The sequence below is a fragment of the Candidatus Tisiphia endosymbiont of Beris chalybata genome, from assembly GCF_964026555.1.
Classification (GTDB): Bacteria; Pseudomonadota; Alphaproteobacteria; order Rickettsiales; family Rickettsiaceae; genus Tisiphia.
Window position 1 is genome coordinate 1,202,403 of sequence record NZ_OZ032159.1, and the last position, 24,107, is coordinate 1,226,509.

The following is a 24,107-nucleotide window of genomic DNA, read 5'->3' on the forward strand; positions in this document are numbered from 1 at the left end:
CTGCATAAGTCAAGCTAGCGGCGATTTGTCCCTAGCTTGGTAATCTGTCTTAGGAAGCTAGACAAAATAACCTATGCTTATAAATATAGAAACTCGAGCAAGGCAGTTTAAAAGTCCCACTCTAAAATTGAACAAGACTAAAATGGCTTTAAGTAAAATATTACCGCAAACATCATTGCGAGGAGGTTGTTTACTGCAACCGACTAAGCAATCCAGGAAAATCTACAAAATCACGATAATTTAATTCTCGTGATTGCTTCGGGTGGCGCTTCACGCCTTCTCGCAATGACGTTTGTTATTCTTGATAATCACTTGTTGCAACCTTTGAGCGCGATTTTTAAATTGTCGTGAGAATCGAATTATACCATAGCTCCATTCCAGTTAAACCAGAATAGATTATATAGATTATTTTGTCTAGCCTCCTTAGTTTGGTAGTATTGTCCTTTTAGTTGGATAATTTTGTCGTCGGAACCCTCCTCTCTCTGCTCCTGAGATGCGTCTATGTATAGTATAGTCCATTAAGGTGCGTACAGGGTATTTATCTTCAAGTATGCATGACTACTTTTGGGTTGGAGGGTTGATTTAGGGAGGGAAGAAGTAGTATAAGGTTGATATTTTTTGAGAAACTATGCACCAAATACTACTTCAAGAATTGATTTTATATATAGACGGAAATAAATCAAGATTAAAATGTTTGTCTGGGATGATAATCAGTTTAATAACTGGAGGTTCTATCGACCCAAAGGGTTTAGCGCTTGGTATTTCAGGTGATGCTAAAGCATCGTCAAAAATCCATAGGATTTATCGATTGTTAAAAGAATTTACTTTTGATTATATGAAGGTTGCATCATTACTGTTAAGCTTGTTCGGTGTAGGAAATTATGTTGTAGCAATGGATCGAACAAATTGGAAATTTGGTAAAACAGATATTAATATTTTGTTTTTAGTAATTGTAATTGGTAAGATATCAGTGCCAATATATTGGCATTCTTTATCGCATGGTGGAGCTTGTTCTAAAGAATTTATGGAAGAATTTTTGCAGAAGTTTATTGACAATTTTGGGGTTGAAAAAATAAAATATTTACTTGCTGATCGAGAATTTATGAATAAAGAATGGTTAAATTTCTTAATAGATAATCATATAAGATTTGCTATTCCCCTAAGAACGGATCACCAAATTCGTCTTGAGAAAGGTTTAAAAACTTTAACGATTGGAAAAATAGACCTCTTGCATAACCTAATCTAATTGGTAATTTTGTCGTCGAAACTCCTCTCTGTTCCTCACGTACGTCTATGTACGCTGCGGTACTCGACTTCGTTTCTCCTAAAAATTCTTCAATTATCTTTAGGTTATGCAAGAGGTCTAATATTTAATGATCTCAAAGCCTTAAAATATAAGGTTTACGCCATGTTCGACTTTTTTTTAAGATTGACAAAAGAATAGGATAGCCTAATAAGGTCATAGTTCAATTATCGAGAAAGAAGCTATGACCCTAGAAGAGTTTATTATTACTGTGTATTGTTTCATAGAAGAAAAAATGACTATAATAACCAAAAATATCAAAGTAAGGAAAGCAGGATTTCCACCTTGCTTAAGTGACGTGGAAGCATTAACAATGGAAGTGGTGGGAGAATTTATCGGTTTGCACCAAGACAAGCAGATATGGGAATATTTTAAACGTCATTTTCAAGAATGGTTTCCCAATCTAAAGAGTAGACCGTCTTATGTGAAGCAATGTAGCGGTCTTTTATCTATTAAGAACATGCTGCTTGCCGACTTGTTTAAGAGTGCAAGCAAATCAGATCTGCATATGATAGATGGGGTACCGATTCCTGTAATAAATTTGGCCCGAGCAACGAGAGGGCGATGTTTTAAGGAATACGCTGACTATGGGTACTGCGCTTCGAAAGATAGCTATTATTACGGTTTTCTAGGACACGTATTAATTAATGAAGAAGGTCGAATAGCTGGATTCATGATAACTCCTGCTAATGGGTCTGAACGTGAAGCTCTGCAAGTAATGTCTCCTAATATTAGTGGCATGGTACTGGGCGATAAAGGCTATCTTGGTCAGGATTTAAAAGATGAATTGGCCACCAAAAACATTGATTTACAAACACCTTTAAAAAAGAATATGAAGGATAATAGATCCAAGAATTTCCTTAAATGGATTACTGCTACTCGTCGTTTAATTGAAACTGTTATTGGTCAGCTTACAGAACGTTTTGCTATTAATGCTATCAGAGTTAAGAGTTACTGGCATCTACAATCTCGCATCGCTAGAAAATTACTTGCTCATACTATTGCTACATTTTTGACAAAGTCTTTAAAACTTGTGCCAACACAACTCGAAAAATTAGTTACCTGCTAAAAAAAAGTCGAACATGGCGTAAGGTTTGTGCTGGAATATTGTGGGATAGAAAAGTCAATTTTGCTGCATATAGAAATGATAAAAATGAACTGATGGTTTTGGTGTCATCAATTGAGGTCGAAGTTGATATTTTCGCTTTATAGGTACCGCTGGTCCATCGAACGGTTGTTTAAGCATCTCAAAAGCGGAGGCTTTGATATTGAAAAAAGTCACTTAGTAAATTTGGATAGATTCAAAAAATTATTGGTGGTAACTGCTATTGCTTCAGCTTTAATAGTTAAGAATGGCTTAATACAAAATTCACTAAACCCAATCCGTATAAAACTCCAAAAAACCACTGAAAAACAATTATTTTCATTATTTACTTACGGGTTTGATCATATTAAAAATATCTTTTATCAATCTATCATTAATAGCTGTAACTCAACTAATACGCACCTTATTAATACCTCCAAAAATAGAACTTCTTACTACTTACTCTGCCTCCCTACAAAAATCGTAGGGTACTATGGTTTGCAAGGCCTACAGCAACTTTTTGGAGCCTAACTAATCAGTACTATTTGGCAATTGCACCGGTTTCTCGTTCTCGAATCCTCACGTATAGCATAGACCTAAGGTACGTACAGAGGATTTATCTTCAAGTATCCATGACTACTATACTTCCCGCATACTATCATACATGTATCATAATGATATAAGCTATACATTTAGTACGCTGCGGTTCTGCAAGAAAAAATGCCATAAATTTACATCATGGAGAAAACCATTTATGGAAGTATTGATATTGTTTTAAGGAGTTATACTTCCTAGAAGAGTAATTGATGATGCTCCTTCTACTGGAGTTGGGAAATCATAATTAATTATTGCTGTATTATTAGGAAGCGGAGTAAAATTATCCTCATTTATGTTGTTCTTCTCCTCATCTCTAATGCTAATTTTGGCATTATGAGTCATAATAGTAGTACTATTATTATCGTCAGCATTACTTAAATTCTCAGTATTTATTATTTCTATACACTTGGTTTTTACCTTGTTTATTAAGAATTTTAATTCCATGCTAGGTATTAAGTCCTTTAATGCTGTGTTCCATTGATTCAACAATTCGTCAATAGCCTTAGTTGATTCAATAGATGTAGAGGGTTCACTTTTAGCTGTGCGTAGTAGTGAAAATATTTTATTACTATAGTCAATTGTTATGTTTATCACTTTAATTTTCTCTTTAGCAACATTACTCCAACATATATTAGCTATGTTAGGGAGAGATATACATTCCAATAAAAACTCGGATTCTTCCTTAATCTTATAGTTACCTTGTTCATCCTTCCCAAAGAGGGCCTTCCCTATCGCGCGAAAATTAGAGCTTACACTCTGGCCGCTCGATATCGCACTAAGTGCCGCAAGATTGGTATTAAATTTTTGCGAGTCAGAGGGCAAATTAGCTATAGCTTGTAACAATTTAAACATTTTTTTATCTAAAAAAGAATCAATATATGTGAATTGCCTCAGCGGTGAGGGACTTACTCCGTCAAAAGAAGACAGTTCAAGTATATGTTTTTCTCCTGCATCTCTCCATTTTTGTTCCAGTATCTCAAATACTGCCTGTACCTTATCTTCAGGGGCTAATAACCTGATATTTTTTCTAATAAGAGGCCTAGGCACTGAGCAAACAAATTCTACTTCTGGTTGGCCAGCATAATTATTGTAATTTGCATGAGTAGTTGTCGAAGTAAACTGAGGAGAATTTTGTGGTATACCCTTTGTAGGGGCGGATTTCACTATTACCGATACAGGAATAGAGGTAGGTATTTCTGGCATTAATCGCACTGGGGGCGTTAAATACTCCGCAGAAGTGGATTGCGGTAAAATTGTTAATATTTCCTTAGCAGGATTAGCATTGGTAGCAGAGTAATTACTCTGCGGGTACGCACTGATCATCTCTTGACAAGTACTATTCTGCTGATCTCCTATTCCTAAATTACCTCCATTTTCTACGAGAAACTTAATTATTTTACTATAATGCTCTTTATCTCTAGACAATAATTCATCTCTAGACAATAATTTTTGTGCAAGGCGTAAAGGAGTCTTGCCTTTGTGATCTTGTGCATTTATATCCGCCTTCTTTTCTACGAGCAACCTAGTTAACTTTGTATTTCCTATTTTAACGGCAACGTGTAACTCAGTAGTAGTATTAGGTAGCGGGGTCTGCAAATGAGTAGCATGCTGGATCAACAGTTCAGCTACTTCATTATTCTTTACTTCAATGGCGCAATTTATAGGAGTGTAACCGCTGTGATCTCGTATACTTAAATCTGGTTCGTTATATCTTAACAAGCAAGCAGCCATTTTAAGATCCCCTAATATAGCTGCAGTATGTAATGGTGTTTGACCAAAGGTATTTTTATAATTTATATTAGCTCCAGCCTCTATAAGAGCTTTAACTGCTTCATGGTGTGTATTGGCAATCGCCAGATGTAAAGGAGTATAATGTGACTGATTTGGTATCGTGATATTAAGCGTAGGGATTAGTTCCCTAATTAACTGATCCTTTCCTTCTTCAGCTAAAATATGTAATAGAGCATCGCCATCGTTATCTTTATGCTCTAAGTCAATTTTATTATCTGCATAAAAGTGTATAATTGCTTCCGGACCATATTTTGTAGTTAGTTGACGTAATGTCCGATTATCAAAAACCTCACTTATTTCCTTTTGTATTAGTTCTGACTCAGTAAGAGTTTCCTCAATAATGTGCTCATCTTCTATAACGTTAAGTAGAATATTATCAGTTGTAGTTACAATAATTATATTATCATCACTACTATCTTGAGATACTGCTGTTAGTTGTTGTTCACTATGTTGTTGTTCATTTATCAAAGTAGGGGAGCCTATGTTTATCTCTGCCTCATCCAGCGTATACTTCTCCTGCGATATATAAGTGATAGCGCCATGTTCTATAAGGATATCTGCAACCTCCATATCGCTAGCAAAAAATGCAATAGCAAAGAGGGCCTCTCCTTCAGAGTTTGCTACTTCTATACTGTAATTACAACTTGTATATTCCTGTATTAACTTTTCTAATTCAGTCAAGGTACTAAAATCTTTACCTATATGGTGTTGAAGTTTTTGTTGTCCCTTCCTATCTTCCTCTAGTAAAATGTCAGCGATTTGATTGCGGCATTCCTTATAATGAAGGTCGATTTTTTGCTTTTTACTACTGGGCTTTTCAGTTGCGTTATTTATAGTATGCTGACGTTTTGACATAAATACTTAGAGAATTAAAGTTGTTTATAATAACGCTAATAACAATGTTAATAGATTATAAATAAGTTAATGTTTAATAGTTTAGACATGATATATAATGCTATTAATATTACAAGTATTTTATTTGACAGCGGCCTGAGCAGCGTTTATTTCATTAGAGATCATATTATTATTCAATCATATATTTTCTAACAAGTTAGTATAATACTATTTCCAAAAAATAATCATCCTCTGTAGTATGAACGCAAGTTTAGGATAAGAACAAAGGAGGATTAGCAGAAGTAACTAATTTCAAGCTAAGTTTTTTAATAGCATATCCTACCACACAAGCCAAAATATGGATTAGAAAATTAACAGGTGATCTATTTCTTGCATGCTCTAGATTCATGCAATTTTTGAGTACATTAAATACTGACTCAATTAGAGCTCTTTTCTTTAACAGTACTTTATCTTCTATTCCAAGTAAATGTTTTGTCATATCTTTGCGAATACTGGTAAATAAACGTAAGCTTTTAGCAAAAAGTTTGTTAAATATCTCCTTTGATATATAAGCCTTATCACCAAATAATTTACCTTCTAACCCTTGAGTTATAGACAAAACAGTAGAGATATCACTTCTATTTCCTTTAGTAATTTTAACTGCCATTATCTCTCCTTTATTGTTAATAATTAAATAGACCTCTTGCATAACCTAAAGATAATTGAAGAATTTTTAGGAGAAACGAAGTCGAGTACCGCAGCGTACATAGACGTACGTGAGGAACAGAGAGGAGTTTCGACGACAAAATTACCAATTAGATTAGGTTATGCAAGAGGGCTAATGTAATTTAAATCCCATCAACCACCCATAACTACTCATACCAATTTTAGCAATTTTACCAAATACTTTATTGCTACCTGTACGTTTATTATGGCAAATTGCTAATTTTGTAGAGTCGATGAAATATATCCCTGTATCTTCTCCTCTTAATAATTGCATTAATATTGCTAATGGTAGTATTAGCCTAGGCCACAGCTGAATTATACGGCTATAGCTTGGCAAGTTAAAATAACCTCGATATTTATAGGGTAAATGGTATAAGTAATAATTTTTAAAATCTTTGCAAGGAGATAAATAAAAATATAATACTATAGTTAATAATTCACAAAGAGTTAAACTTCCTTGTCTTTGGCGCTTCCTATCAGAAACAATCAACTTCTTACCTTCCCATTCTTGATAAATTTTACAAAAATTATCTATTAAATAATATACTGTTGTGATACATTTTTTCATGTTGAGTTATCTTGATTTTCTTTAAAAAATTTCTTATAACTCAACATCTTTGATTTGAAAAGCCCTTTCTTATTACTTCTCTAAACTCTCCTTATCCTAAACTCGCGTTATAAATATCGAGGTTATTTTAACTTGCCAAGCTATAGCCGTATAATTCAGCTGTGGCCTAGGTTAATACTACCATTAGCATTGTTAATGCAATTATTAAGAGGAGAAGATACAGGCATTGCCGATAAATAGTTGATGCCGGAGCATTGTCATTGCGAGAAGGAAATGGCCTTGTTGCATGGAGAATAAGAGTTGGAAGAGGCGGAATCCCCAAAAAGTTAAGCAGCGTTAACTAAGTTAACAATTTTGCATTTTATTCGCGCCTGTGTCATTCTAGCTTGTTCACTTTTATTGCTTAAATAGTCAGAACTATGGCTTTTTATTTGCCACATAGTAGTTTCAACTAAAGATCTCGCATGATAGCCACTCTTTTCTTTCCATGATTTACACGCTAATGAAGTATCCCCGTTAATAGTATTATACTGAATGTATCTGATAGCTTCATCTCTTTCATATAAAATCTCATGGTATTTTTTCTTGATATTTCTATTATCTTTGGCTATTCGTGCATGCCTTATCGGCGGTATAAGTTGGCGTGCCTTTTTTAATTTAATTGCTGCTCGACAATTCACTGTATCATAAGCCATATCACCACATACTGCTGATATTTCTTCTGGTATCGAATCAAGCAATGATGACAACTCAGCACCATCATTGGCTGTAGATTTTGTATATCTGCTCTCCAAAATCTCTCCAGTTGCAACGTTTATTGCTACATGTAATTTACGCCATTTCTCATAACCTGCTAGCTGATTCTGTTGGTGTTTCTTTCGATTCCATTCAGTATGAGTATAAAGCGATAAACCTGTTGAATCTACAGCTATAGCCAAAGTGATTTAGCTGGTGACACTTGAATTTAAAGGCGAGGTTGCGCAGCGTATAGAGAATACGTGAGCACAACCGAATCCTGCAAAATCAAGTGTCACCAGCTAAATACCGCAGGCTATACTACTATAGATTCTTTCTTTGTCTTGACTAACTCTTTATTACCTAGCACAACATTTAATTTAGATGCACGGCGAGAAACAGTAGTATAATCTGGTATCTTAAGTTCAAGCTTCATTGATTTCAATACAGATTCCACAAAACCCTGTGCTTGTCGATATGGTAATTGATAAAATTCTCGCATCAACAAACATAACTCTATTACATATTCACTATATATTACTTTGCCCCCATGTTGTCGCTTACCACTATAATACCAATTGCTTATCGCTTCCTCAGAGATAAAAAAATTTATGCTTGCTATTTTCTTTAGTTTCTGGTTATATTGCGACCAGTTGCGCTTTTTTCGATGTATGGTCATACACCTTTATTAGCGCAACTATCTCCTCTTGACAACCTATTTCTTCCAACTCTTATTCTCTATGCAACAAGGCCACAAGAGTTGCAAAGAATATCTTGAAATCATTTGATATGATGTGGTTATTTGTAGATAACCCAGAAATAGAACCGACTAATAACCATGCCGAGCGGCAAATAAAGCATCACGTAAAATATAGGAAAAATTCCTTGACTATTTTCAACTCTACCAGCTGTACCGCTATATTGGCGTTTGACCCCAGCTGATTTGTTACCTTTCTTTAAAAAACCAGTGTCGTCTACTACAAACACACCAATTGCTCCTAGCTCCGAAATCAATAGTTTTTAGTTACAATCACGAGCAGCATCTTCATCAAAACTACCTCGTTTCAGCATATTTTGAAAACAATATGGATTAACACTACCAACAGTTTGGGCTATTTGCCAGCTGTTTTTACGTTCTACTTTACACAACAATCCTTTGATGTAATTTAATCCAGCTTCCCATCCTTTACTTCGAGTAAAATAATTTCTAAATTTTGTCCATCTTTCTAATAATTGTTTTTCTAAATCACTTATTTCTATTTCCATCCTTATTATAGCCTAGATTATTTTACTTCATCATAGTCTACTATCATTCTTTCCATATTTCAATCTACAACTGTAGTACTAGATATATTAGATATTATTATTAATATCTATAACGCGAGTTGCCAATTAATTTCTAGCAGTGCAATTTATCTTGTTGAGGCAGAGCTCTGCCAAAATTTTGGAGCAAGTGATCTCGTATTTTATCAGCAGAATTTATTTCCTCAATCTCTAAAAGAGCGAATGCCTTTGTTACTCGCAGATCTTTCATTGAATCATCTTGTTTGTAAATAATTTGCTGAATAAAATTTTTAATAGATTCAATTCCTTCACCATGATAATGTAATCTTATAATTTCTTCTCCTACATCACTAAATTTAACTCGATCTTTACGTGATAAAAATAATAATGGGTTACCTGTGGGGAGATATTCTGCGAGAAATGAAACACTATCGGTGATCATAGCTGATGATTTTAAGAATAAATTACAGTAGTCTCCATGATTATAGATAGAAACATTTGTACATTGCAGTAATAATGATAAATACTGAATATAACTCTCTTGAGTCATAAAAGTTGTTTTGTCAAGAGCATACAAAAGATTAGGATGAGGCTTGAAGATAAAATCAATTTCTGAAAATGAAGAAAAAACTTCTATAATGTCCATACATATTTGGTCAAAAGTCCCAAGATTAATACTTGGGTAACACAAGGCTATTGTCCAATGAGGAGCCCATATTATGATAGGTCGTTTAGGTTTATTAACTTTTATTTTTCTAAAATCCAAAAGATCAAATTTTGGATAACCTGTCAGTACTACATTACTACTATAACGCATTGTATATTTTTGATATAGTTGTACTTCACGACGAGTACTAGCATAGATTGCCCAGGCACTATGATGAAAATCTTGAGCAAATTGATAATTTTCTGCATTTATCAGCAGAAAACCATAAGACAAATAGCAAGTACGGCAATATGTACTAACATATTCCATCTTGTAAACATCAGGAAATGCTGCACTACCTAAAGTATAAAAAACGACATCAGCATCTTCAGGAGCAATCGGAGGATAATCGGTGTTATGGCCCCATACTATATCTGCTGCAATACTTCGCTTAGAAAAAAAATCGACTACTTCAGAGTATGATTTATCAGGTTGCACATCTACGCGTCTAAAAACAATAACTTTTAGTTCAAACTCAGAATCCAACAACAATTTATAATAAACCGATTGAAAAACATCCCATAATGCAGTATCCGCTACCATAAACACAACTTTAATAGGTTTTAAAGAAGCACCTCCTACTTGCTTGTAAAACCTATCAAGTAACTTATGATTTCCTTCCCACATATTGTATTTCTGACGATCAATAAGCTGTTGATTAAAATTAAAATAAGAATAACTATCATTCGCTACTTGAGCAATATCTTTTTTAATATTCAAAATTTCATTTAAGGGCATATTACCTTTAAGTATTTTACAATAAATCAAAAATTACTCTATCTGTAATCATTTTAGTAGCTAATGCGTAATCTATAGGAGTATCTATTTCATATACATCTAACTCAAATGCTTTGATAGGTATCATATCTTCAAAAAGCTTATAAATATATCCTAAGAGATCAAGATTAATTTGAAAGTCATGAATATATGCTATTCCACACCACTCATAGTTAGATTTAATATCAGTAGAAAATGCATGAATATAGCCATTTTCAATATTGACAAATACTGCTTCTTGTGATCTGTGTTTTGTCACACCTACAATACTTTCTTTACTATTTCTACATTCTTCAATAAATCTACAAAAATCCTGTTTATTAATTATAATATCTCCATCCAACAAAATAAACGGCTTATTTAAGTATCTAACTGCTAAAATGAGGCTGGTAATATTAGTAGTAGTCAGATATTGATCATTACGTACAAAAATAATATCTCTCCTAATTTTATTAACATGCTCTATAACCTCTTCTTCTTTAAATCCTATAACTATTCTAATATTCTGAAAATCTTTTAGTAGATTTAATTGATAATTAATAATTTTTTTATCGTGAATTTCCACTAAACATTTTGGTGTATTCATACCTAGCCTACTTCCTATCCCAGCTGCAAGTATTATAACATGTTCAGGATATTGCATAAACTTTTCTCATGGTAAGTTATATAATCCGCTAATTTAATTAAAGATAATACTGGTGAGTGAACACCACCAAAAGCAATTTTAATATCAGCTTGCTCAAACATAGATACATCATTCATACCATCTCCTATTGCAATAATGCGTTCATATCCTTGATTCCTTAAATCTTTTATTGCATTTGCTTTATTAAGAATAACTTGTACTCCTTTCAGCTTATTTCCTATATAATCAGCTTTAGAAGAATAATAATTACACCCTATTTTTTTTACTAACTTTTTAATCCATACATCTAAATTCCCAGTAACTATATAAGAATGTTGTGAATTTATTTTGATAAATTCAATAATTTGGTTATGAAGAGGTATATTTTCTATAATATTTTGTACTTGTGTAATAGGAAGATCTTTTAATAAACGTACTCGAAGACAGAAGGATTGCTCGAATGGTAAAAAGCCCTCTATTGTAGCGCGAGTTAAGACAGCAATTTCAGGTTCTATACTGATTTCTCTGGCCAAGATTGGTAATACTTCAAGCTTTGTTAACGTACCATCCATATCAAAGCAAAATGCTGACTTCAATTTAATCCCTTCTTAGTATATAAAATTTTTGTTTTGTTTCACTATTATTAGCCAGCGATTCATCAAATAATAGTGATTTAGATAAATAAAAACCCTTAGATTCAAATATTTTAAATAAATTTTTATATTCTGCATCAGTTCTATATATGGCACTATAATTACTCTCTAATTTATCTGAGTAAAAATTATCTAAAGTAATTCTATCTTCTAATAAAGAAACTGATTCTCTAATATAAATTACTGCTGATTTATTCTCCTCTAGGTAATCTAAGATATTAGTGTATACTTGGCTTACTGCAAAATCATTTAGATACATCATTGTACCTACAATAAAAACTACATTAAATTTTTTGTATTTAATCACATTATTATTGTAAAAATTAGTAACATCATAGTTACTGAAGAAAAAATTATCATTATATAAAAAATTCTGTTGAGCAATTCTAATAAATTTTTCTGAAAAGTCTAGTCCATAATAATAACTGATATTGTTAGGTATCATTTGGGCAATACGACCATAACCACATCCGAGATCTAAAACTTTACTATCTTGATTGATCAATATCTCTGTTAAAATTATCTCTTGTTCATATAAATTTCTTCTTACTGGTAAGTCCGAATCTTGATTCTGTAACATGATAGCATGCAAAGGACTATTAATAGATTCTGTTCTAGAGTCAAAAAGAGTTTGAATATTCTTAAAATTAACTTCTTTTATTTTTCCATATATTTTTTTATCATGCATAATCTCTAAACTTGAACAAATTAAAAACTTAAGTTTTGACAAAAATTCTTCTAATAGTGAAAATTATAGCTCTTGTTTTTGTTAATTTTATGACAGAATTGGACCTATTTATTCAATTTGAGTGCATAATTTATCAAAAACTTCAGCAACTTTAGCCAATATCTCTGGTTTATATTCACCTATATTATTAACTAATTCTAAATTCCTATTAAATAAAGCTTTGGTAATTTTACTACTTTTTCCGAAACTTGACTTAATAGGAATTTAGAAATTATCTAATGCTCTATATATACTTGACCATCCTCGGCAAAAATATTTATTTGTTGTTAGCTCCACAATTGACTGTGCCTTAATATCAATTGGGCATTAATGATATTAACAGTGCTAGGCTAACTGCTTTATTGTATGGAAAATTTTTTTATCTCTTTTAGTAATTCTATCACCATAATCTAATCTTTCTAGCATTATCTCAATACTTCAGCAATTCCCGCTAATAATCTTCTAGAAACAGCATAGGGTCAAGGTTTTGCTAATAAAACAGTGCGAAAATTAAATTCTGAGTTAGGCTTAAGTATCGGGCTTGCCAGACCTAGCGGGAATTGCTGAATAAAATATTTGATAATATGCAAATATTTTGCTAAGTTTAAAATAGTTGCAGAAGTTTTTACTTAAGTCAAAGAATGCCAGCAAATAAGATACAACATACTATACTGGACCGATTTTTCAAGACAAATTTTCACTAATTTTGTTGGCATTGCCTAGTATAGCTTAGATCATTAAGGTATGGACATAGCATATATCCCCAACTATGCATAGCTATTAAACTTTCTGGATACTATTTTGTCTGTACCTTATTAATCTAAGCTATACTACAGTTGTAGATTAGTAGAAATTTTAAGAATTGAGCATTTGTATGACAAATTTTTATGATATATTGATATTTTTGGGGCCAAAATAAACAAAAATATTAAACCTTTACTATAATTTTTCTAATCTACAACTGTAGTACTAAAAAACCTGATCATCGAGTAAAAGGCTGTGAGAGATTTTTATTAAACAGGCGCAGTAGATATGACGTTAATGATTTGGCTTTCTATACAGTATTTTCTAAGGTGGATACATCATTAGAAGAGGTAATGAATGCGGCAGGAGCTCGGTGGTCGATAGAAGAATGTTTTGAGATGGCTAAGAGTGAACCTGGTCTTGATCAGTATGAAGTTAGAACACAAACTGGTTGGTATCGTCATGTAACATTAGACCTCTTGCATAACCTAATCTAATTGGTAATTTTGTCGTCGAAACTCCTCTCTGTTCCTCACGTACGTCTATGTACGCTGCGGTACTCGACTTCGTTTCTCCTAAAAATTCTTCAATTATCTTTAGGTTATGCAAGAGGTCTATTGTCAATGATTGCTTTGACAATGTTAGTGATCACCAAAGCTCAACTGATGCCAGCAATTTTAGAAGATTCATTGGAAGAATTTAAAAAAACCGAAAAAAATGATAAATTATACGGTTCAAGAGATAAGAAGATTTTATTATTTTATAATAGAGCAATCGCAACTCCTGACAAAAAAATTTATCTTTACCTCCTCTGCCTGGCGTCGCAAACACCAATACCTAGCTCGCATATAGCTTAGAGAATGAAAATGGCGACAAGGTGTTTAAAATATTATCTTCTTTGATTTCTATTAAGCGGTTGATTTAAGCCCTTGCTAATGTCGCCTTTTTATCTGGATAAGCTATATATAGCATAGTACAGTAAGATGTAGACAGAGCGAAGAGGAAGAGATATAAATTAAAGGAGATACTAAAGAGAGAGAATAAATGGCATCAGCTTATCATCCATATGAATTACGTATAAGAGTTATATCGCATAGTACCCTACGATTTTGGGTTGGAGGGTTGATTTAGGGAGGGAAGAAGTAGTATAAGGTTGATATTTTTTGAGAAACTATGCACCAAATACTACTTCAAGAATTGATTTTATATATAGACGGAAATAAATCAAGATTAAAATGTTTGTCTGGGATGATAATCAGTTTAATAACTGGAGGTTCTATCGACCCAAAGGGTTTAGCGCTTGGTATTTCAGGTGATGCTAAAGCATCGTCAAAAATCCATAGGATTTATCGATTGTTAAAAGAATTTACTTTTGATTATATGAAGGTTGCATCATTACTGTTAAGCTTGTTCGGTGTAGGAAATTATGTTGTAGCAATGGATCGAACAAATTGGAAATTTGGTAAAACAGATATTAATATTTTGTTTTTAGTAATTGTAATTGGTAAGATATCAGTGCCAATATATTGGCATTCTTTATCGCATGGTGGAGCTTGTTCTAAAGAATTTATGGAAGAATTTTTGCAGAAGTTTATTGACAATTTTGGGGTTGAAAAAATAAAATATTTACTTGCTGATCGAGAATTTATGAATAAAGAATGGTTAAATTTCTTAATAGATAATCATATAAGATTTGCTATTCCCCTAAGAACGGATCACCAAATTCGTCTTGAGAAAGGTTTAAAAACTTTAACGATTGGAAAAATAGACCTCTTGCATAACCTAATCTAATTGGTAATTTTGTCGTCGAAACTCCTCTCTGTTCCTCACGTACGTCTATGTACGCTGCGGTACTCGACTTCGTTTCTCCTAAAAATTCTTCAATTATCTTTAGGTTATGCAAGAGGTCTAATATTTAATGATCTCAAAGCCTTAAAATATAAGGTTTGTGCTGGAATATTGTGGGATAGAAAAGTCAATTTTGCTGCATATAGAAATGATAAAAATGAACTGATGGTTTTGGTGTCATCAATTGAGGTCGAAGTTGATATTTTCGCTTTATATAGGTACCGCTGGTCCATCGAACGGTTGTTTAAGCATCTCAAAAGCGGAGGCTTTGATATTGAAAAAAGTCACTTAGTAAATTTGGATAGATTCAAAAAATTATTGGTGGTAACTGCTATTGCTTCAGCTTTAATAGTTAAGAATGGCTTAATACAAAATTCACTAAACCCAATCCGTATAAAACTCCAAAAAACCACTGAAAAACAATTATTTTCATTATTTACTTACGGGTTTGATCATATTAAAAATATCTTTTATCAATCTATCATTAATAGCTGTAACTCAACTAATACGCACCTTATTAATACCTCCAAAAATAGAACTTCTTACTACTTACTCTGCCTCCCTACAAAAATCGTAGGGTACTATGGATTACGCCACTCTGGTGGTACAAAATTACCAACGAAATTATAGAAGATAGTATCATTGCTACTACAAGTAGAAATATGAGGAGAGGAAGGAAAGTAGACTATTTGCTGCATAACCCTGCCTGCTGAACACCAGGTTCAGAAAGGGTTTGAGAGCAATTTTCACAGCTGTTTTGACTAGCCTGAGCAGCATATATGCAGCATATGGAATTTTGAGGAAGCTTAAGGAAACCCTGAAAGGCTGATAAGTATATGGTGGGCGATGAGAGACTTGAACTCCCGACCCTCTCGGTGTAAACGAGATGCTCTAGCCAACTGAGCTAATCGCCCTTACTAAATATTTATGATAGCAAAGTATATAATATTTGGGTTATAAGAATTATTTTGATATCATAATGCTAGTGCCTAAAAGAGCAATATACTTTCTCTTGGGCGTATTCTTGCCCTCAACTATTTAGAGGAAGGAACTAACTTGAATTTTTAACTACTTAATCTTAATCACCCAATAAATAGTAAATATACTCTTTCGCTCCCAGAATTATTTTTTTCATTTTATTGTGAACTCATATGCTCACGTAACTTATATACTGCTTTAGCTCCTTGGCCATGCATTTGCGATCTAATTCGAGGGGTCGCGCGAGTATATTCTTATCTTACACTCTAATAATCTCTAATTTGTAAAATCGAAGCTAAAGTGAATTTTAATTCTTAAAATATGAGCAGTATACTGCATTATTTTTTAAAAAAAAGCAAGTAATTTCTACTGCCACTTATGGCATTGCCGATAAATAGTTGATGCCGGAGCATTGTCATTGCGAGAAGGAAATGGCCTTGTTGCATGGAGAATAAGAGTTGGAAGAGGCGGAATCCCCAAAAAGTTAAGCAGCGTTAACTAAGTTAACAATTTTGCATTTTATTCGCGCCTGTGTCATTCTAGCTTGTTCACTTTTATTGCTTAAATAGTCAGAACTATGGCTTTTTATTTGCCACATAGTAGTTTCAACTAAAGATCTCGCATGATAGCCACTCTTTTCCTCCCATGATTTACACGCTAATGAAGTATCCCCGTTAATAGTATTATACTGAATGTATCTGATAGCTTCATCTCTTTCATATAAAATCTCATGGTATTTTTTCTTGATATTTCTATTATCTTTGGCTATTCGTGCATGCCTTATCGGCGGTATAAGTTGGCGTGCCTTTTTTAATTTAATTGCTGCTCGACAATTCACTGTATCATAAGCCATATCACCACATACTGCTGATATTTCTTCTGGTATCGAATCAAGCAATGATGACAACTCAGCACCATCATTGGCTGTAGATTTTGTATATCTGCTCTCCAAAATCTCTCCAGTTGCAACGTTTATTGCTACATGTAATTTACGCCATTTCTCATAACCTGCTAGCTGATTCTGTTGGTGTTTCTTTCGATTCCATTCAGTATGAGTATAAAGCGATAAACCTGTTGAATCTACAGCTATAGCCAAAGTGATTTAGCTGGTGACACTTGAATTTAAAGGCGAGGTTGCGCAGCGTATAGAGAATACGTGAGCACAACCGAATCCTGCAAAATCAAGTGTCACCAGCTAAATACCGCAGGCTATACTACTATAGATTCTTTCTTTGTCTTGACTAACTCTTTATTACCTAGCACAACATTTAATTTAGATGCACGGCGAGAAACAGTAGTATAATCTGGTATCTTAAGTTCAAGCTTCATTGATTTCAATACAGATTCCACAAAACCCTGTGCTTGTCGATATGGTAATTGATAAAATTCTCGCATCAACAAACATAACTCTATTACATATTCACTATATATTACTTTGCCCCCATGTTGTCGCTTACCACTATAATACCAATTGCTTATCGCTTCCTCAGAGATAAAAAAATTTATGCTTGCTATTTTCTTTAGTTTCTGGTTATATTGCGACCAGTTGCGCTTTTTTCGATGTATGGTCATACACCTTTATTAGCGCAACTATCTCCTCTTGACAACCTATTTCTTCCAACTCTTATTCTCCATGCAACAAAGCCTAAACAAGCTAGGAACAGTGAATTTCTGATTAGCAGCTTTTACAATAGAGCTTCCTATTTCTTGGGCCATTAATTGCAGTTTCTTAACCCGGCTAGGTTTTTCCTCATTATCTTGACTTGCCGCTAGCGTCTCACCACTTGCTATTGCTGGATTTATATTTATCCATTTTTTATATACCTAATCAATTTTTAATGCCCATGTTGCATCTTGTTAGTACTAGGCGCAATACTCCCTTGCGGTACAGAAGACGGTGCAATAATATTTGACTTTCCCTTTGCTTCCTTCATAAGGTGATCAAGTGACCTTTTTCCTATATCTCTTGCCTGCCTGACGAGGGCTTGTTTCTGCATCATCTTCTCTATTTCTTTTATTTCAGCCTCATTTGACACATATTTCTTACTCGTTTCCGCCAGTTCAGGATCCTGCTTCTCTGCCTTCTGAATTGCTAAATGTATAGCTATTATCATTTCTTTACATTCTTCTTCATCTTGTTTTGGTGATAGCAGTTGTTTCTTCTCGAATTTTGCCTGAAAATTTTTTATCTTTTCTTCTAGTTGGTCGAACTCTTGAGATTGGGGCTTTTTACCTGCTAGTCTTTTTATTACTGAGGCGGGGTTTAAAGTAGGAATTATAGAAGCTATAATATCGTATATAATCTTTTTTCTTTCATATAAACCCTGTAGTCTTTTAAAATTATTGAATTCTCTAGGATTTTCTTGCGCCATACCCTCCACATCATACAGCCTCTGATTCTGCTCCTTTAATTTTTCTTTTTTCTCTTCTAAATTTTCCCGACTGAATGAACTTTTTGAGCCCTTCCTTAAATCTGTCTTCTTTTCATTACTTAGCTGTGTGTTCGTCGGTGTGGGTGTCGTACCCGTACTCAACCCCCTCTCCGCGTTAGAAGATTCATTATCTTTTTTTTTGCTGTCTAATGTAGCGTATTGTTCTACTACAATATTCTTTCTCCTCTCGAGATCATTAAGTAGTTTTCTTATGGGGGCTTCTGGGGCCAATTTCTCAGCTTCTACTAGTTTAGTTAAGCGTTTTAACTGGACGTTTAGTGCTGCCATATCTACGTGGGGAGGAAAATTCTGCTTAACATTCTGCTCAACTTTTGTCATCATCCCTTTTAATACCTTTTTTACTTTCTTATTTAGTGCTGGGCTAGTTTCATCTTGTCCTGGCATATTTTACTCCTCCATATGTTGATTTTCTCATCGTATATTTTCCTCAGCTAAGTATTCTTTGATAGGAGAGTCTTCCATACTAGATAAGCTATTCGGGTTATTCTCTTATACAACTGGGTATCCTTCTGTAAACTTATATATCGTAAGCCTATTTAACACGTTAACTTCCTTCAAATCGCATTGTTGTTTGAAAGATTTTACTCCGGCAGCTATATGGATTTCTTTTATAGTATTGATTTTGAACACTATTTTTTATTATTCCCGCCCCTCTTATTGGCGATTATTTTGTTATTGCTTTAATAGTAATACAATTCTCAACTATTTAAAAATTATTTACCTTAATTCATAATATAAATAATAATTTATATTATATTTATGTTAATAAATCTAAACTATTAACTAGCAAAGTAGGAAGATGTAAGGGGTAACTAAAAGAGTTGTAATAGAAAAAAGTTGATAATTCTTAAATTTTTATTAACTTTATAAAAATTTATATACAAATCACTAAGAATTACCTTCTAATTAGAGATAGAATACTGATGAGAACAAAATAAATACTAAAGGGCCAAACCAAAACAAGATAATAAAAATTAGGTCATTAGACCTCTTGCATAACCTAATCTAATTGGTAATTTTGTCGTCGAAACTCCTCTCTGTTCCTCACGTACGTCTATGTACGCTGCGGTACTCGACTTCGTTTCTCCTAAAAATTCTTCAATTATCTTTAGGTTATGCAAGAGGTCTACTCAAAGATATTACTTTAACTTATGACATTTTTAACCAATTTAATAGTTGTGGGTAAAGATATGACTATAAAGTACGTGAGCACGTGAGTCCATGATAAAATAAAAAAAACAATTTTTGAAAGACGAGTAGTATAATCTACTTAAGGGTGGGTAGATGTAATAGATCTGATCTTTTACCAAGCTCTTGATAAATACTTACATCTATATTGCCTCCGGATAACAGCACTAACACTTTTTGAGGAGTAGATTGTTTTTTTAACCAGTTCACTACGCCTACCATATTTAAAGCACATGAGGGTTCACAGGTAACTTTTAATAAATGTGTTAACCAGCTAGTCCAATAATATATTAAATGTTCCTCTGCTAGAAAAAAATCATCTAGTTTTTTTAAATAGTGAAATGTACGTTCGGAAACACTTAAAGTACGTAAACCATCTGCTACAGTTGGCGGAGAATCAGTAAATCTATATATAGTATTTTGTTTTATAGATAAAAAAGCATCATTCGCCTGACTTGGTTCCACTCCTATAAGCAAACTAGATGGAGATAATAATTCCTTTGCTAGATATGACCCTGCAAGTAATCCCCCTCCACCGCACGCAGCGAAAATAGCATTTGGGTAAAAGCTTAATTGTTGCAGCGCTTCATAACACATTGTACTTGCTCCCACTATGCTAGACTCGCTATCAGAAGGATGCAAGTAATAAAAACCATTTGCTATGTCAGCTTTTGCTCTGTTTTCTGCTACCTGTCTAGTCTCAGTAAGTATTACTTCAGCGCCATAATATTTTGCTGCTTGTTGTTTAATCAAAGAAGTATTTTTAGGTAAATAAATTCTAGCGTGAAGATTAAGGATCTTGGCGGCCCATGCAAGCCCAAGCCCATGATTCCCTGTACTATATGCTACTACTTTAGTAGGTAAGGATTTTTTTTCTTTTTGTTCTAATAAATGATTTAATACTCCTCTTACTTTAAAGGCGCCAGTTTTTTGCAATGATTCAGCTTTAAAAAAAATTTCATGCCCTAACATTTCATTTAAAGTGCTAGATTGAATTATAGGAGTTAAATATAGATATTCTTTTATTCTATTACTTGCTATTGCTATAGGATGTACATGCTGAATTGATAGTTTCATATGACTACAGTTAATTCCGTTAATTCTTAGTAAACATGGAGTTTTATTTTTAGCTATACCCAAGGGATCATTCTAGTATAGCAGTAATATACTCTTCGCCTTTCAAGAGTTTGTTTCTTCATTAGACCTCTTGCATAACCTAATCTAATTGGTAATTTTGTCGTCGAAACTCCTCTCTGTTCCTCACGTACGTCTATGTACGCTGCGGTACTCGACTTCGTTTCTCCTAAAAATTCTTCAATTATCTTTAGGTTATGCAAGAGGTCTATTTTATCAAAGTTTCGCGTGCTCACGTACTTAGTTGTACGCTGCGCGCGCTCACCCCTGGCAAATAAAATCCAACTCTTGAAATCCATTGAGTATACCATTTCCGAAAACTAATCATCTACGTTTGCCTTGCTTCATGATCTCCGCTCCTTGCGTACTAATATGTACGCTCCGGTGCAAGGGCACTCGTACTCCTAATACTAATTTAGTTTTGGGAAATGGTATAAGTAATATACGTTCAGTTTAAAAGCGGTACTCAAAGATCTCTTCCTTTCAAGCTTAAATAGCTAGAGTATACCCTTTTGCTATATCAATTAACCTTGCCTAGGTGCAGCCCATTTACGGGCTTACCTACCATATAGTGACAAGAATGAAACTGTAGTACCGTAAAAACCTTGCCCCATTGATAATAATTTAAATTGTTTAACTGTTTTTAATATCATAAAATTGCTTGAAATCCTAGTATGATAATATTATATAGCTAACAGCTGCCCTAGTATATAAATTTCTTAAGGTTTTTGTATGATAAATAAAGAAAAATTACCCCTACTTGTATTAAGGGATATGGTGGTATTTCCTGGTATGATTGCCCCTATATTTGTTGGCCGAGCAAAATCTATTCATGCCCTACTTAGTACCGATAATATAGATAATAATAGGCAGATACTTTTAGTATTACAAAAACAACAAAACCAAGATTCCCCAAAGATCCAAGACCTTCATTCGGTAGGAGTCATTGCTAAAATTATCCAAACTGTAAGAGTGCAAAATAATGCAAAAGTTCTAGTGGAAGCAACTAGTAGAGTTAAGCTTTATAATATCACTAATAATGAAACATTCGAGGCTGAATACAGCATAATAGAGGATGAAGAAGTAACAGATATAGAAAGTTTAAAAGTTGCTACCACAAATGTTATTGAACTATTTTTAGACTATACTAGGAACCATAAAAAAATTAATCCTGAGATCACCGAAACTATAGCAGCAGAAATTAAAAAAGATCCTACAAACTTTAGTTATATTACCAATGTTCTCTCTTCTCATTTGGTCGCCCCGTTATTAATAAAACAAACCCTATTAGAGGAAACAAAACCGCAAGCTAGAGTTAAAACTATAATAGATACTTTAATATCTGGAATGGCCCAATTAGAAGCTGAACAGTCTTTACAACAAAGATTAAAAAAACAGATAGAGAAAACTCAACGTGATTATTATTTGCATGAGCAAATGAAAGCTATCCAAAAGGAGCTTGAAGATGATAAAACTGACTTTTCAGATATAGAGAAAAAAATTCGCACCCTAAAGCTTTCTAAGGAAGCTAAAGAAAAAGCAGAAAATGAATTAAAAAAATTAAAACTGATGAATCAAATGTCAGGAGAATCATCAGTAATTCGTAACTACCTAGATACTTTGTTAGCTATGCCATGGGGGAAATCTGATAGTACTAAAATTGATATCACTAAAACAAGAAACATTTTAGATCGCGACCATTTCGGCCTAGAAAAAGTCAAAGATCGTATTATCGAATATTTAGCAGTGTTACAACGTTCAAAAAAAATTAAAGGCCCTATATTATGTTTAATTGGACCGCCAGGGGTAGGTAAAACTTCATTAGTGAAATCAATTGCCGAAGCAATAGGCAGAAAATACACTAAATTTGCTCTTGGGGGCGTGCGAGATGAATCAGAAATTAGAGGCCATAGAAAAACATATCTTGGGTCTATGCCCGGTAAAATCATAAATTTAATTAAAAAATCTAAGACCAGTAACCCGGTGATGTTACTTGATGAAATCGATAAAATGGGTTCTGATTTTCGAGGGGATCCTGCTTCGGCATTACTAGAAGTACTAGATCCAGAGCAAAATAGCCACTTTGTTGATCATTATTTGGAAGTGGAGTATGATATATCGGAAGTAATGTTCATTGCTACCGCAAATTCTTATAATCTACCTAGGGCCCTATTAGACCGTATGGAAATAATTAACGTTTCTGGGTATGTGGAAGAGGAAAAGCTACAAATTGCTAAAAACTATTTAATTCCTAAGCAGTTTAAAATGCATAATATGCGGGAAAATGAGCTCTTCATTGAGGATCCAGCCCTTTTAGAAATAATTCGCTATTATACCAAAGAATCTGGGGTTAGATCCCTTGAAAGAGAAATTAGTGCTATCACCCGCAAAGCTTTACAAAGAATTTTAAGTAATAAAGCAATTAAAAGTATCTCTATAGCGTCCACAAACCTGGAAGAATATCTCGGAGTACAAAAATATAATTTTGGCTTAGCTGAGAAGGAAGATCAAATCGGCAGTACTACTGGCTTAGCATATACAGAAGTAGGAGGAGAATTACTAACTGTTGAAGCATTAACATTTCCGGGCAAGGGAGAAATTAAAACTACCGGGAAGCTGGGAGATGTAATGAAAGAGTCAGCCCAGGCAGCTTATAGTTGTTTTCGTTCCAGAGCAAATAGTTTTGGCCTAAAATATGAGGATTATAAAGATCTAGATATTCATTTACATGTGCCTGCAGGGGCAATACCTAAAGATGGGCCTTCTGCCGGCTGTGCTATATTTACCACTATTGTCTCACTTATGACTAAAACCCCGGTTAAACGAACTATAGCAATGACAGGAGAAATTACTTTAAGAGGGATGGTATTGCCTATTGGAGGATTAAAAGAAAAACTATTAGCTGCTAGTAGAGGGGGGATTAAAATAGTGCTAATACCTGCAGAAAATGTCAAAGATTTAAAAGAAATTCCTATTACTATAAAAAATAATTTAGAAATCTTGCCAGTATCCACAATTGATGAAGTATTAAAATGCGCTTTAGTGAATACTAATTTTATTGCTACTCCAGGTTAACTCTACCTTAACCTGCACCGTAGTAACATATACTGCTCGTATACTACTAGTCTTTCAAAAATTGTTTTTTTATTTTGAATGGCGAGCGCGCACATCGTACATGTAAGCAGGTGAGTTTTTGATAAAATAGACCTCTTTCCCAGCTTGCATCGGGCAGGGAATTTGAAGGATACCCTGCCCACCGAACCGCAGCGTATTTAAATGTATGTGAGGATTCGAGGCTAAATTCATTGTCCCAATTACCAGCGCGCGTAGAGTTTCGAAAGAGGTCTAATAA

Annotated in this window: 24 protein-coding genes, 1 tRNA gene and 5 pseudogenes; 10 read left to right on the forward strand and 20 right to left on the reverse strand. The window is 33.7% G+C overall.

Annotated features, from left to right (window positions below):
• Positions 1-628 precede the first annotated feature (628 nt).
• Positions 629-1,246 (forward strand): transposase, encoded by a 618-nt coding sequence (locus AAGD44_RS05760; RefSeq protein WP_341763778.1) that lies wholly within the window; start codon positions 629-631, stop codon positions 1,244-1,246.
• Here AAGD44_RS05760 and AAGD44_RS05765 read toward each other — a convergent pair.
• Complete coding sequence (locus AAGD44_RS05765) at positions 1,152-1,358, reverse strand: palindromic element RPE1 domain-containing protein (RefSeq protein ID WP_341763779.1); 207 nt, start codon at positions 1,356-1,358, stop codon at positions 1,152-1,154. The two genes, AAGD44_RS05760 and AAGD44_RS05765, sit on opposite strands and share 95 nt — an antisense overlap.
• 129 nt (positions 1,359-1,487) lie before the next feature.
• On the opposite strand from AAGD44_RS05765, the gene AAGD44_RS05770 reads away from it, so the two are divergent.
• Together AAGD44_RS05770 and AAGD44_RS05775 are read left to right on the forward strand one after the other, a co-directional pair.
• Positions 1,488-2,372, forward strand: a complete 885-nt coding sequence (locus AAGD44_RS05770) for an IS982 family transposase (protein WP_341763539.1) — start codon at positions 1,488-1,490, stop codon at positions 2,370-2,372.
• A gap of 165 nt (positions 2,373-2,537) precedes the next feature.
• Entirely contained in the window at positions 2,538-2,918 is a 381-nt protein-coding gene (locus AAGD44_RS05775; RefSeq protein WP_341763780.1) for a hypothetical protein, read from the forward strand.
• A 243-nt stretch (positions 2,919-3,161) separates the two neighbouring features.
• Here AAGD44_RS05775 and AAGD44_RS05780 read toward each other — a convergent pair whose 3' ends face one another.
• Together AAGD44_RS05780 and AAGD44_RS07845 are read right to left on the reverse strand one after the other, a co-directional pair.
• Entirely contained in the window at positions 3,162-5,630 is a 2,469-nt protein-coding gene (locus AAGD44_RS05780) for an ankyrin repeat domain-containing protein (RefSeq protein ID WP_341763781.1), read from the reverse strand.
• 250 nt (positions 5,631-5,880) lie between these two features.
• Positions 5,881-6,903: pseudogene (locus AAGD44_RS07845) on the reverse strand (transposase).
• 105 nt (positions 6,904-7,008) lie between these two features.
• Here AAGD44_RS07845 and AAGD44_RS05800 point away from each other — a divergent pair.
• Positions 7,009-7,131: pseudogene (locus AAGD44_RS05800) on the forward strand (IS982 family transposase); the annotation flags it as partial.
• 98 nt (positions 7,132-7,229) lie between these two features.
• Here the strand turns inward: AAGD44_RS05800 and AAGD44_RS05805 are convergent.
• Together AAGD44_RS05805 and AAGD44_RS05810 are read right to left on the reverse strand one after the other, a co-directional pair.
• Positions 7,230-7,841: a transposase gene (locus tag AAGD44_RS05805; RefSeq protein WP_341763783.1), complete on the reverse strand. Its 612-nt coding sequence runs from the start codon at positions 7,839-7,841 to the stop codon at positions 7,230-7,232.
• Between the two features lie 113 nt (positions 7,842-7,954).
• A complete protein-coding gene (locus tag AAGD44_RS05810) occupies positions 7,955-8,317 on the reverse strand; it encodes a transposase (protein ID WP_341763784.1) in 363 nt (120 codons plus the stop codon).
• Positions 8,318-8,388: 71 nt separating this feature from the next.
• On the opposite strand from AAGD44_RS05810, the pseudogene AAGD44_RS05815 reads away from it, so the two are divergent.
• Positions 8,389-8,523 (forward strand): annotated as a pseudogene (locus tag AAGD44_RS05815) (IS66 family transposase); the annotation flags it as partial.
• Here AAGD44_RS05815 and AAGD44_RS07850 read toward each other — a convergent pair.
• The 6 genes and pseudogenes from AAGD44_RS07850 to AAGD44_RS05845 all read right to left on the reverse strand — a co-directional run.
• Positions 8,515-8,628 (reverse strand): annotated as a pseudogene (locus tag AAGD44_RS07850) (transposase); the annotation flags it as partial. The pseudogenes AAGD44_RS05815 and AAGD44_RS07850 overlap by 9 nt on opposite strands.
• A gap of 30 nt (positions 8,629-8,658) precedes the next feature.
• Positions 8,659-8,904, reverse strand: a complete 246-nt coding sequence (locus AAGD44_RS05825; RefSeq protein WP_341763785.1) for a hypothetical protein — start codon at positions 8,902-8,904, stop codon at positions 8,659-8,661.
• Positions 8,905-9,037: 133 nt separating this feature from the next.
• A complete protein-coding gene (locus AAGD44_RS05830) occupies positions 9,038-10,366 on the reverse strand; it encodes a hypothetical protein (RefSeq protein ID WP_341763786.1) in 1,329 nt (442 codons plus the stop codon).
• A gap of 16 nt (positions 10,367-10,382) precedes the next feature.
• Positions 10,383-10,991, reverse strand: coding sequence for an NTP transferase domain-containing protein (locus tag AAGD44_RS05835; RefSeq protein ID WP_341763787.1), 609 nt, complete (start codon positions 10,989-10,991; stop codon positions 10,383-10,385).
• A 32-nt stretch (positions 10,992-11,023) separates the two neighbouring features.
• Entirely contained in the window at positions 11,024-11,626 is a 603-nt protein-coding gene (locus tag AAGD44_RS05840; RefSeq protein ID WP_341763788.1) for an HAD family phosphatase, read from the reverse strand.
• Position 11,627: 1 nt separating this feature from the next.
• Positions 11,628-12,371 (reverse strand): class I SAM-dependent methyltransferase, encoded by a 744-nt coding sequence (locus AAGD44_RS05845; protein ID WP_341763789.1) that lies wholly within the window; start codon positions 12,369-12,371, stop codon positions 11,628-11,630.
• 1,145 nt (positions 12,372-13,516) lie between these two features.
• On the opposite strand from AAGD44_RS05845, the pseudogene AAGD44_RS07855 reads away from it, so the two are divergent.
• A pseudogene (locus AAGD44_RS07855) lies at positions 13,517-13,636 on the forward strand (IS701 family transposase); the annotation flags it as partial.
• Here AAGD44_RS07855 and AAGD44_RS05850 read toward each other — a convergent pair.
• On the reverse strand, positions 13,590-13,763 hold the full coding sequence (locus AAGD44_RS05850) for a palindromic element RPE1 domain-containing protein (protein ID WP_341763790.1): 174 nt from the start codon (positions 13,761-13,763) through the stop codon (positions 13,590-13,592). The pseudogene AAGD44_RS07855 and the gene AAGD44_RS05850 overlap by 47 nt on opposite strands.
• 14 nt (positions 13,764-13,777) lie before the next feature.
• Between AAGD44_RS05850 and AAGD44_RS05855 the strand changes: the two genes are divergently transcribed.
• A complete protein-coding gene (locus tag AAGD44_RS05855) occupies positions 13,778-14,011 on the forward strand; it encodes a hypothetical protein (protein WP_341763791.1) in 234 nt (77 codons plus the stop codon).
• Positions 14,012-14,327: 316 nt separating this feature from the next.
• Entirely contained in the window at positions 14,328-14,945 is a 618-nt protein-coding gene (locus AAGD44_RS05860) for a transposase (protein WP_341763778.1), read from the forward strand.
• Here the strand turns inward: AAGD44_RS05860 and AAGD44_RS05865 are convergent.
• Complete coding sequence (locus AAGD44_RS05865; RefSeq protein ID WP_341763779.1) at positions 14,851-15,057, reverse strand: palindromic element RPE1 domain-containing protein; 207 nt, start codon at positions 15,055-15,057, stop codon at positions 14,851-14,853. The genes AAGD44_RS05860 and AAGD44_RS05865 overlap by 95 nt on opposite strands.
• Positions 15,058-15,113: 56 nt before the next feature.
• Between AAGD44_RS05865 and AAGD44_RS05870 the strand changes: the two genes are divergently transcribed.
• Positions 15,114-15,632 carry a transposase gene (locus AAGD44_RS05870; protein ID WP_341763792.1) on the forward strand — a complete coding sequence of 173 codons (519 nt, stop codon included), beginning with the start codon at positions 15,114-15,116 and terminating at the stop codon, positions 15,630-15,632.
• Between the two features lie 207 nt (positions 15,633-15,839).
• Here AAGD44_RS05870 and AAGD44_RS05875 read toward each other — a convergent pair.
• The 7 genes from AAGD44_RS05875 to AAGD44_RS05905 all read right to left on the reverse strand — a co-directional run bounded on the left by AAGD44_RS05875 (position 15,840) and on the right by AAGD44_RS05905 (position 20,958).
• Positions 15,840-15,916: transfer RNA gene (locus AAGD44_RS05875), tRNA-Val, on the reverse strand.
• Between the two features lie 548 nt (positions 15,917-16,464).
• Positions 16,465-17,076 carry a transposase gene (locus AAGD44_RS05880; protein WP_341763793.1) on the reverse strand — a complete coding sequence of 204 codons (612 nt, stop codon included), beginning with the start codon at positions 17,074-17,076 and terminating at the stop codon, positions 16,465-16,467.
• Between the two features lie 113 nt (positions 17,077-17,189).
• Complete coding sequence (locus AAGD44_RS05885; RefSeq protein ID WP_341763784.1) at positions 17,190-17,552, reverse strand: transposase; 363 nt, start codon at positions 17,550-17,552, stop codon at positions 17,190-17,192.
• A gap of 263 nt (positions 17,553-17,815) precedes the next feature.
• Positions 17,816-18,817: a hypothetical protein gene (locus AAGD44_RS05890; protein WP_341763794.1), complete on the reverse strand. Its 1,002-nt coding sequence runs from the start codon at positions 18,815-18,817 to the stop codon at positions 17,816-17,818.
• Between the two features lie 590 nt (positions 18,818-19,407).
• Entirely contained in the window at positions 19,408-19,554 is a 147-nt protein-coding gene (locus tag AAGD44_RS05895) for a palindromic element RPE1 domain-containing protein (RefSeq protein WP_341763795.1), read from the reverse strand.
• Between the two features lie 145 nt (positions 19,555-19,699).
• Positions 19,700-20,698, reverse strand: a complete 999-nt coding sequence (locus tag AAGD44_RS05900; protein ID WP_341763796.1) for a serine/threonine dehydratase — start codon at positions 20,696-20,698, stop codon at positions 19,700-19,702.
• Positions 20,699-20,751: 53 nt separating this feature from the next.
• Positions 20,752-20,958, reverse strand: coding sequence for a palindromic element RPE1 domain-containing protein (locus AAGD44_RS05905; RefSeq protein WP_341763797.1), 207 nt, complete (start codon positions 20,956-20,958; stop codon positions 20,752-20,754).
• Between the two features lie 532 nt (positions 20,959-21,490).
• Between AAGD44_RS05905 and lon the strand changes: the two genes are divergently transcribed.
• Entirely contained in the window at positions 21,491-23,830 is a 2,340-nt protein-coding gene (lon, locus tag AAGD44_RS05910) for an endopeptidase La (RefSeq protein ID WP_341764696.1), read from the forward strand.
• Positions 23,831-24,107 lie beyond the last annotated feature (277 nt).

Excerpts from the sequence above, each read along its gene's own strand:
- AAGD44_RS05760 (WP_341763778.1), top strand. The coding sequence starts at position 629 with ATGCACCAAATACTACTTCAAGAATTGATTTTATATATAGACGGAAAT.
- AAGD44_RS05770 (WP_341763539.1), top strand. The coding sequence starts at position 1,488 with ATGACCCTAGAAGAGTTTATTATTACTGTGTATTGTTTCATAGAAGAA.
- AAGD44_RS05780 (WP_341763781.1), bottom strand. The coding sequence starts at position 5,630 with ATGTCAAAACGTCAGCATACTATAAATAACGCAACTGAAAAGCCCAGT.
- AAGD44_RS05810 (WP_341763784.1), bottom strand. The coding sequence starts at position 8,317 with ATGACCATACATCGAAAAAAGCGCAACTGGTCGCAATATAACCAGAAA.
- AAGD44_RS05825 (WP_341763785.1), bottom strand. The coding sequence starts at position 8,904 with ATGGAAATAGAAATAAGTGATTTAGAAAAACAATTATTAGAAAGATGG.
- AAGD44_RS05830 (WP_341763786.1), bottom strand. The coding sequence starts at position 10,366 with ATGCCCTTAAATGAAATTTTGAATATTAAAAAAGATATTGCTCAAGTA.
- AAGD44_RS05835 (WP_341763787.1), bottom strand. The coding sequence starts at position 10,991 with ATGAATACACCAAAATGTTTAGTGGAAATTCACGATAAAAAAATTATT.
- AAGD44_RS05845 (WP_341763789.1), bottom strand. The coding sequence starts at position 12,371 with ATGCATGATAAAAAAATATATGGAAAAATAAAAGAAGTTAATTTTAAG.
- AAGD44_RS05855 (WP_341763791.1), top strand. The coding sequence starts at position 13,778 with ATGATTGCTTTGACAATGTTAGTGATCACCAAAGCTCAACTGATGCCA.
- AAGD44_RS05860 (WP_341763778.1), top strand. The coding sequence starts at position 14,328 with ATGCACCAAATACTACTTCAAGAATTGATTTTATATATAGACGGAAAT.
- AAGD44_RS05885 (WP_341763784.1), bottom strand. The coding sequence starts at position 17,552 with ATGACCATACATCGAAAAAAGCGCAACTGGTCGCAATATAACCAGAAA.
- AAGD44_RS05890 (WP_341763794.1), bottom strand. The coding sequence starts at position 18,817 with ATGCCAGGACAAGATGAAACTAGCCCAGCACTAAATAAGAAAGTAAAA.
- AAGD44_RS05900 (WP_341763796.1), bottom strand. The coding sequence starts at position 20,698 with ATGAAACTATCAATTCAGCATGTACATCCTATAGCAATAGCAAGTAAT.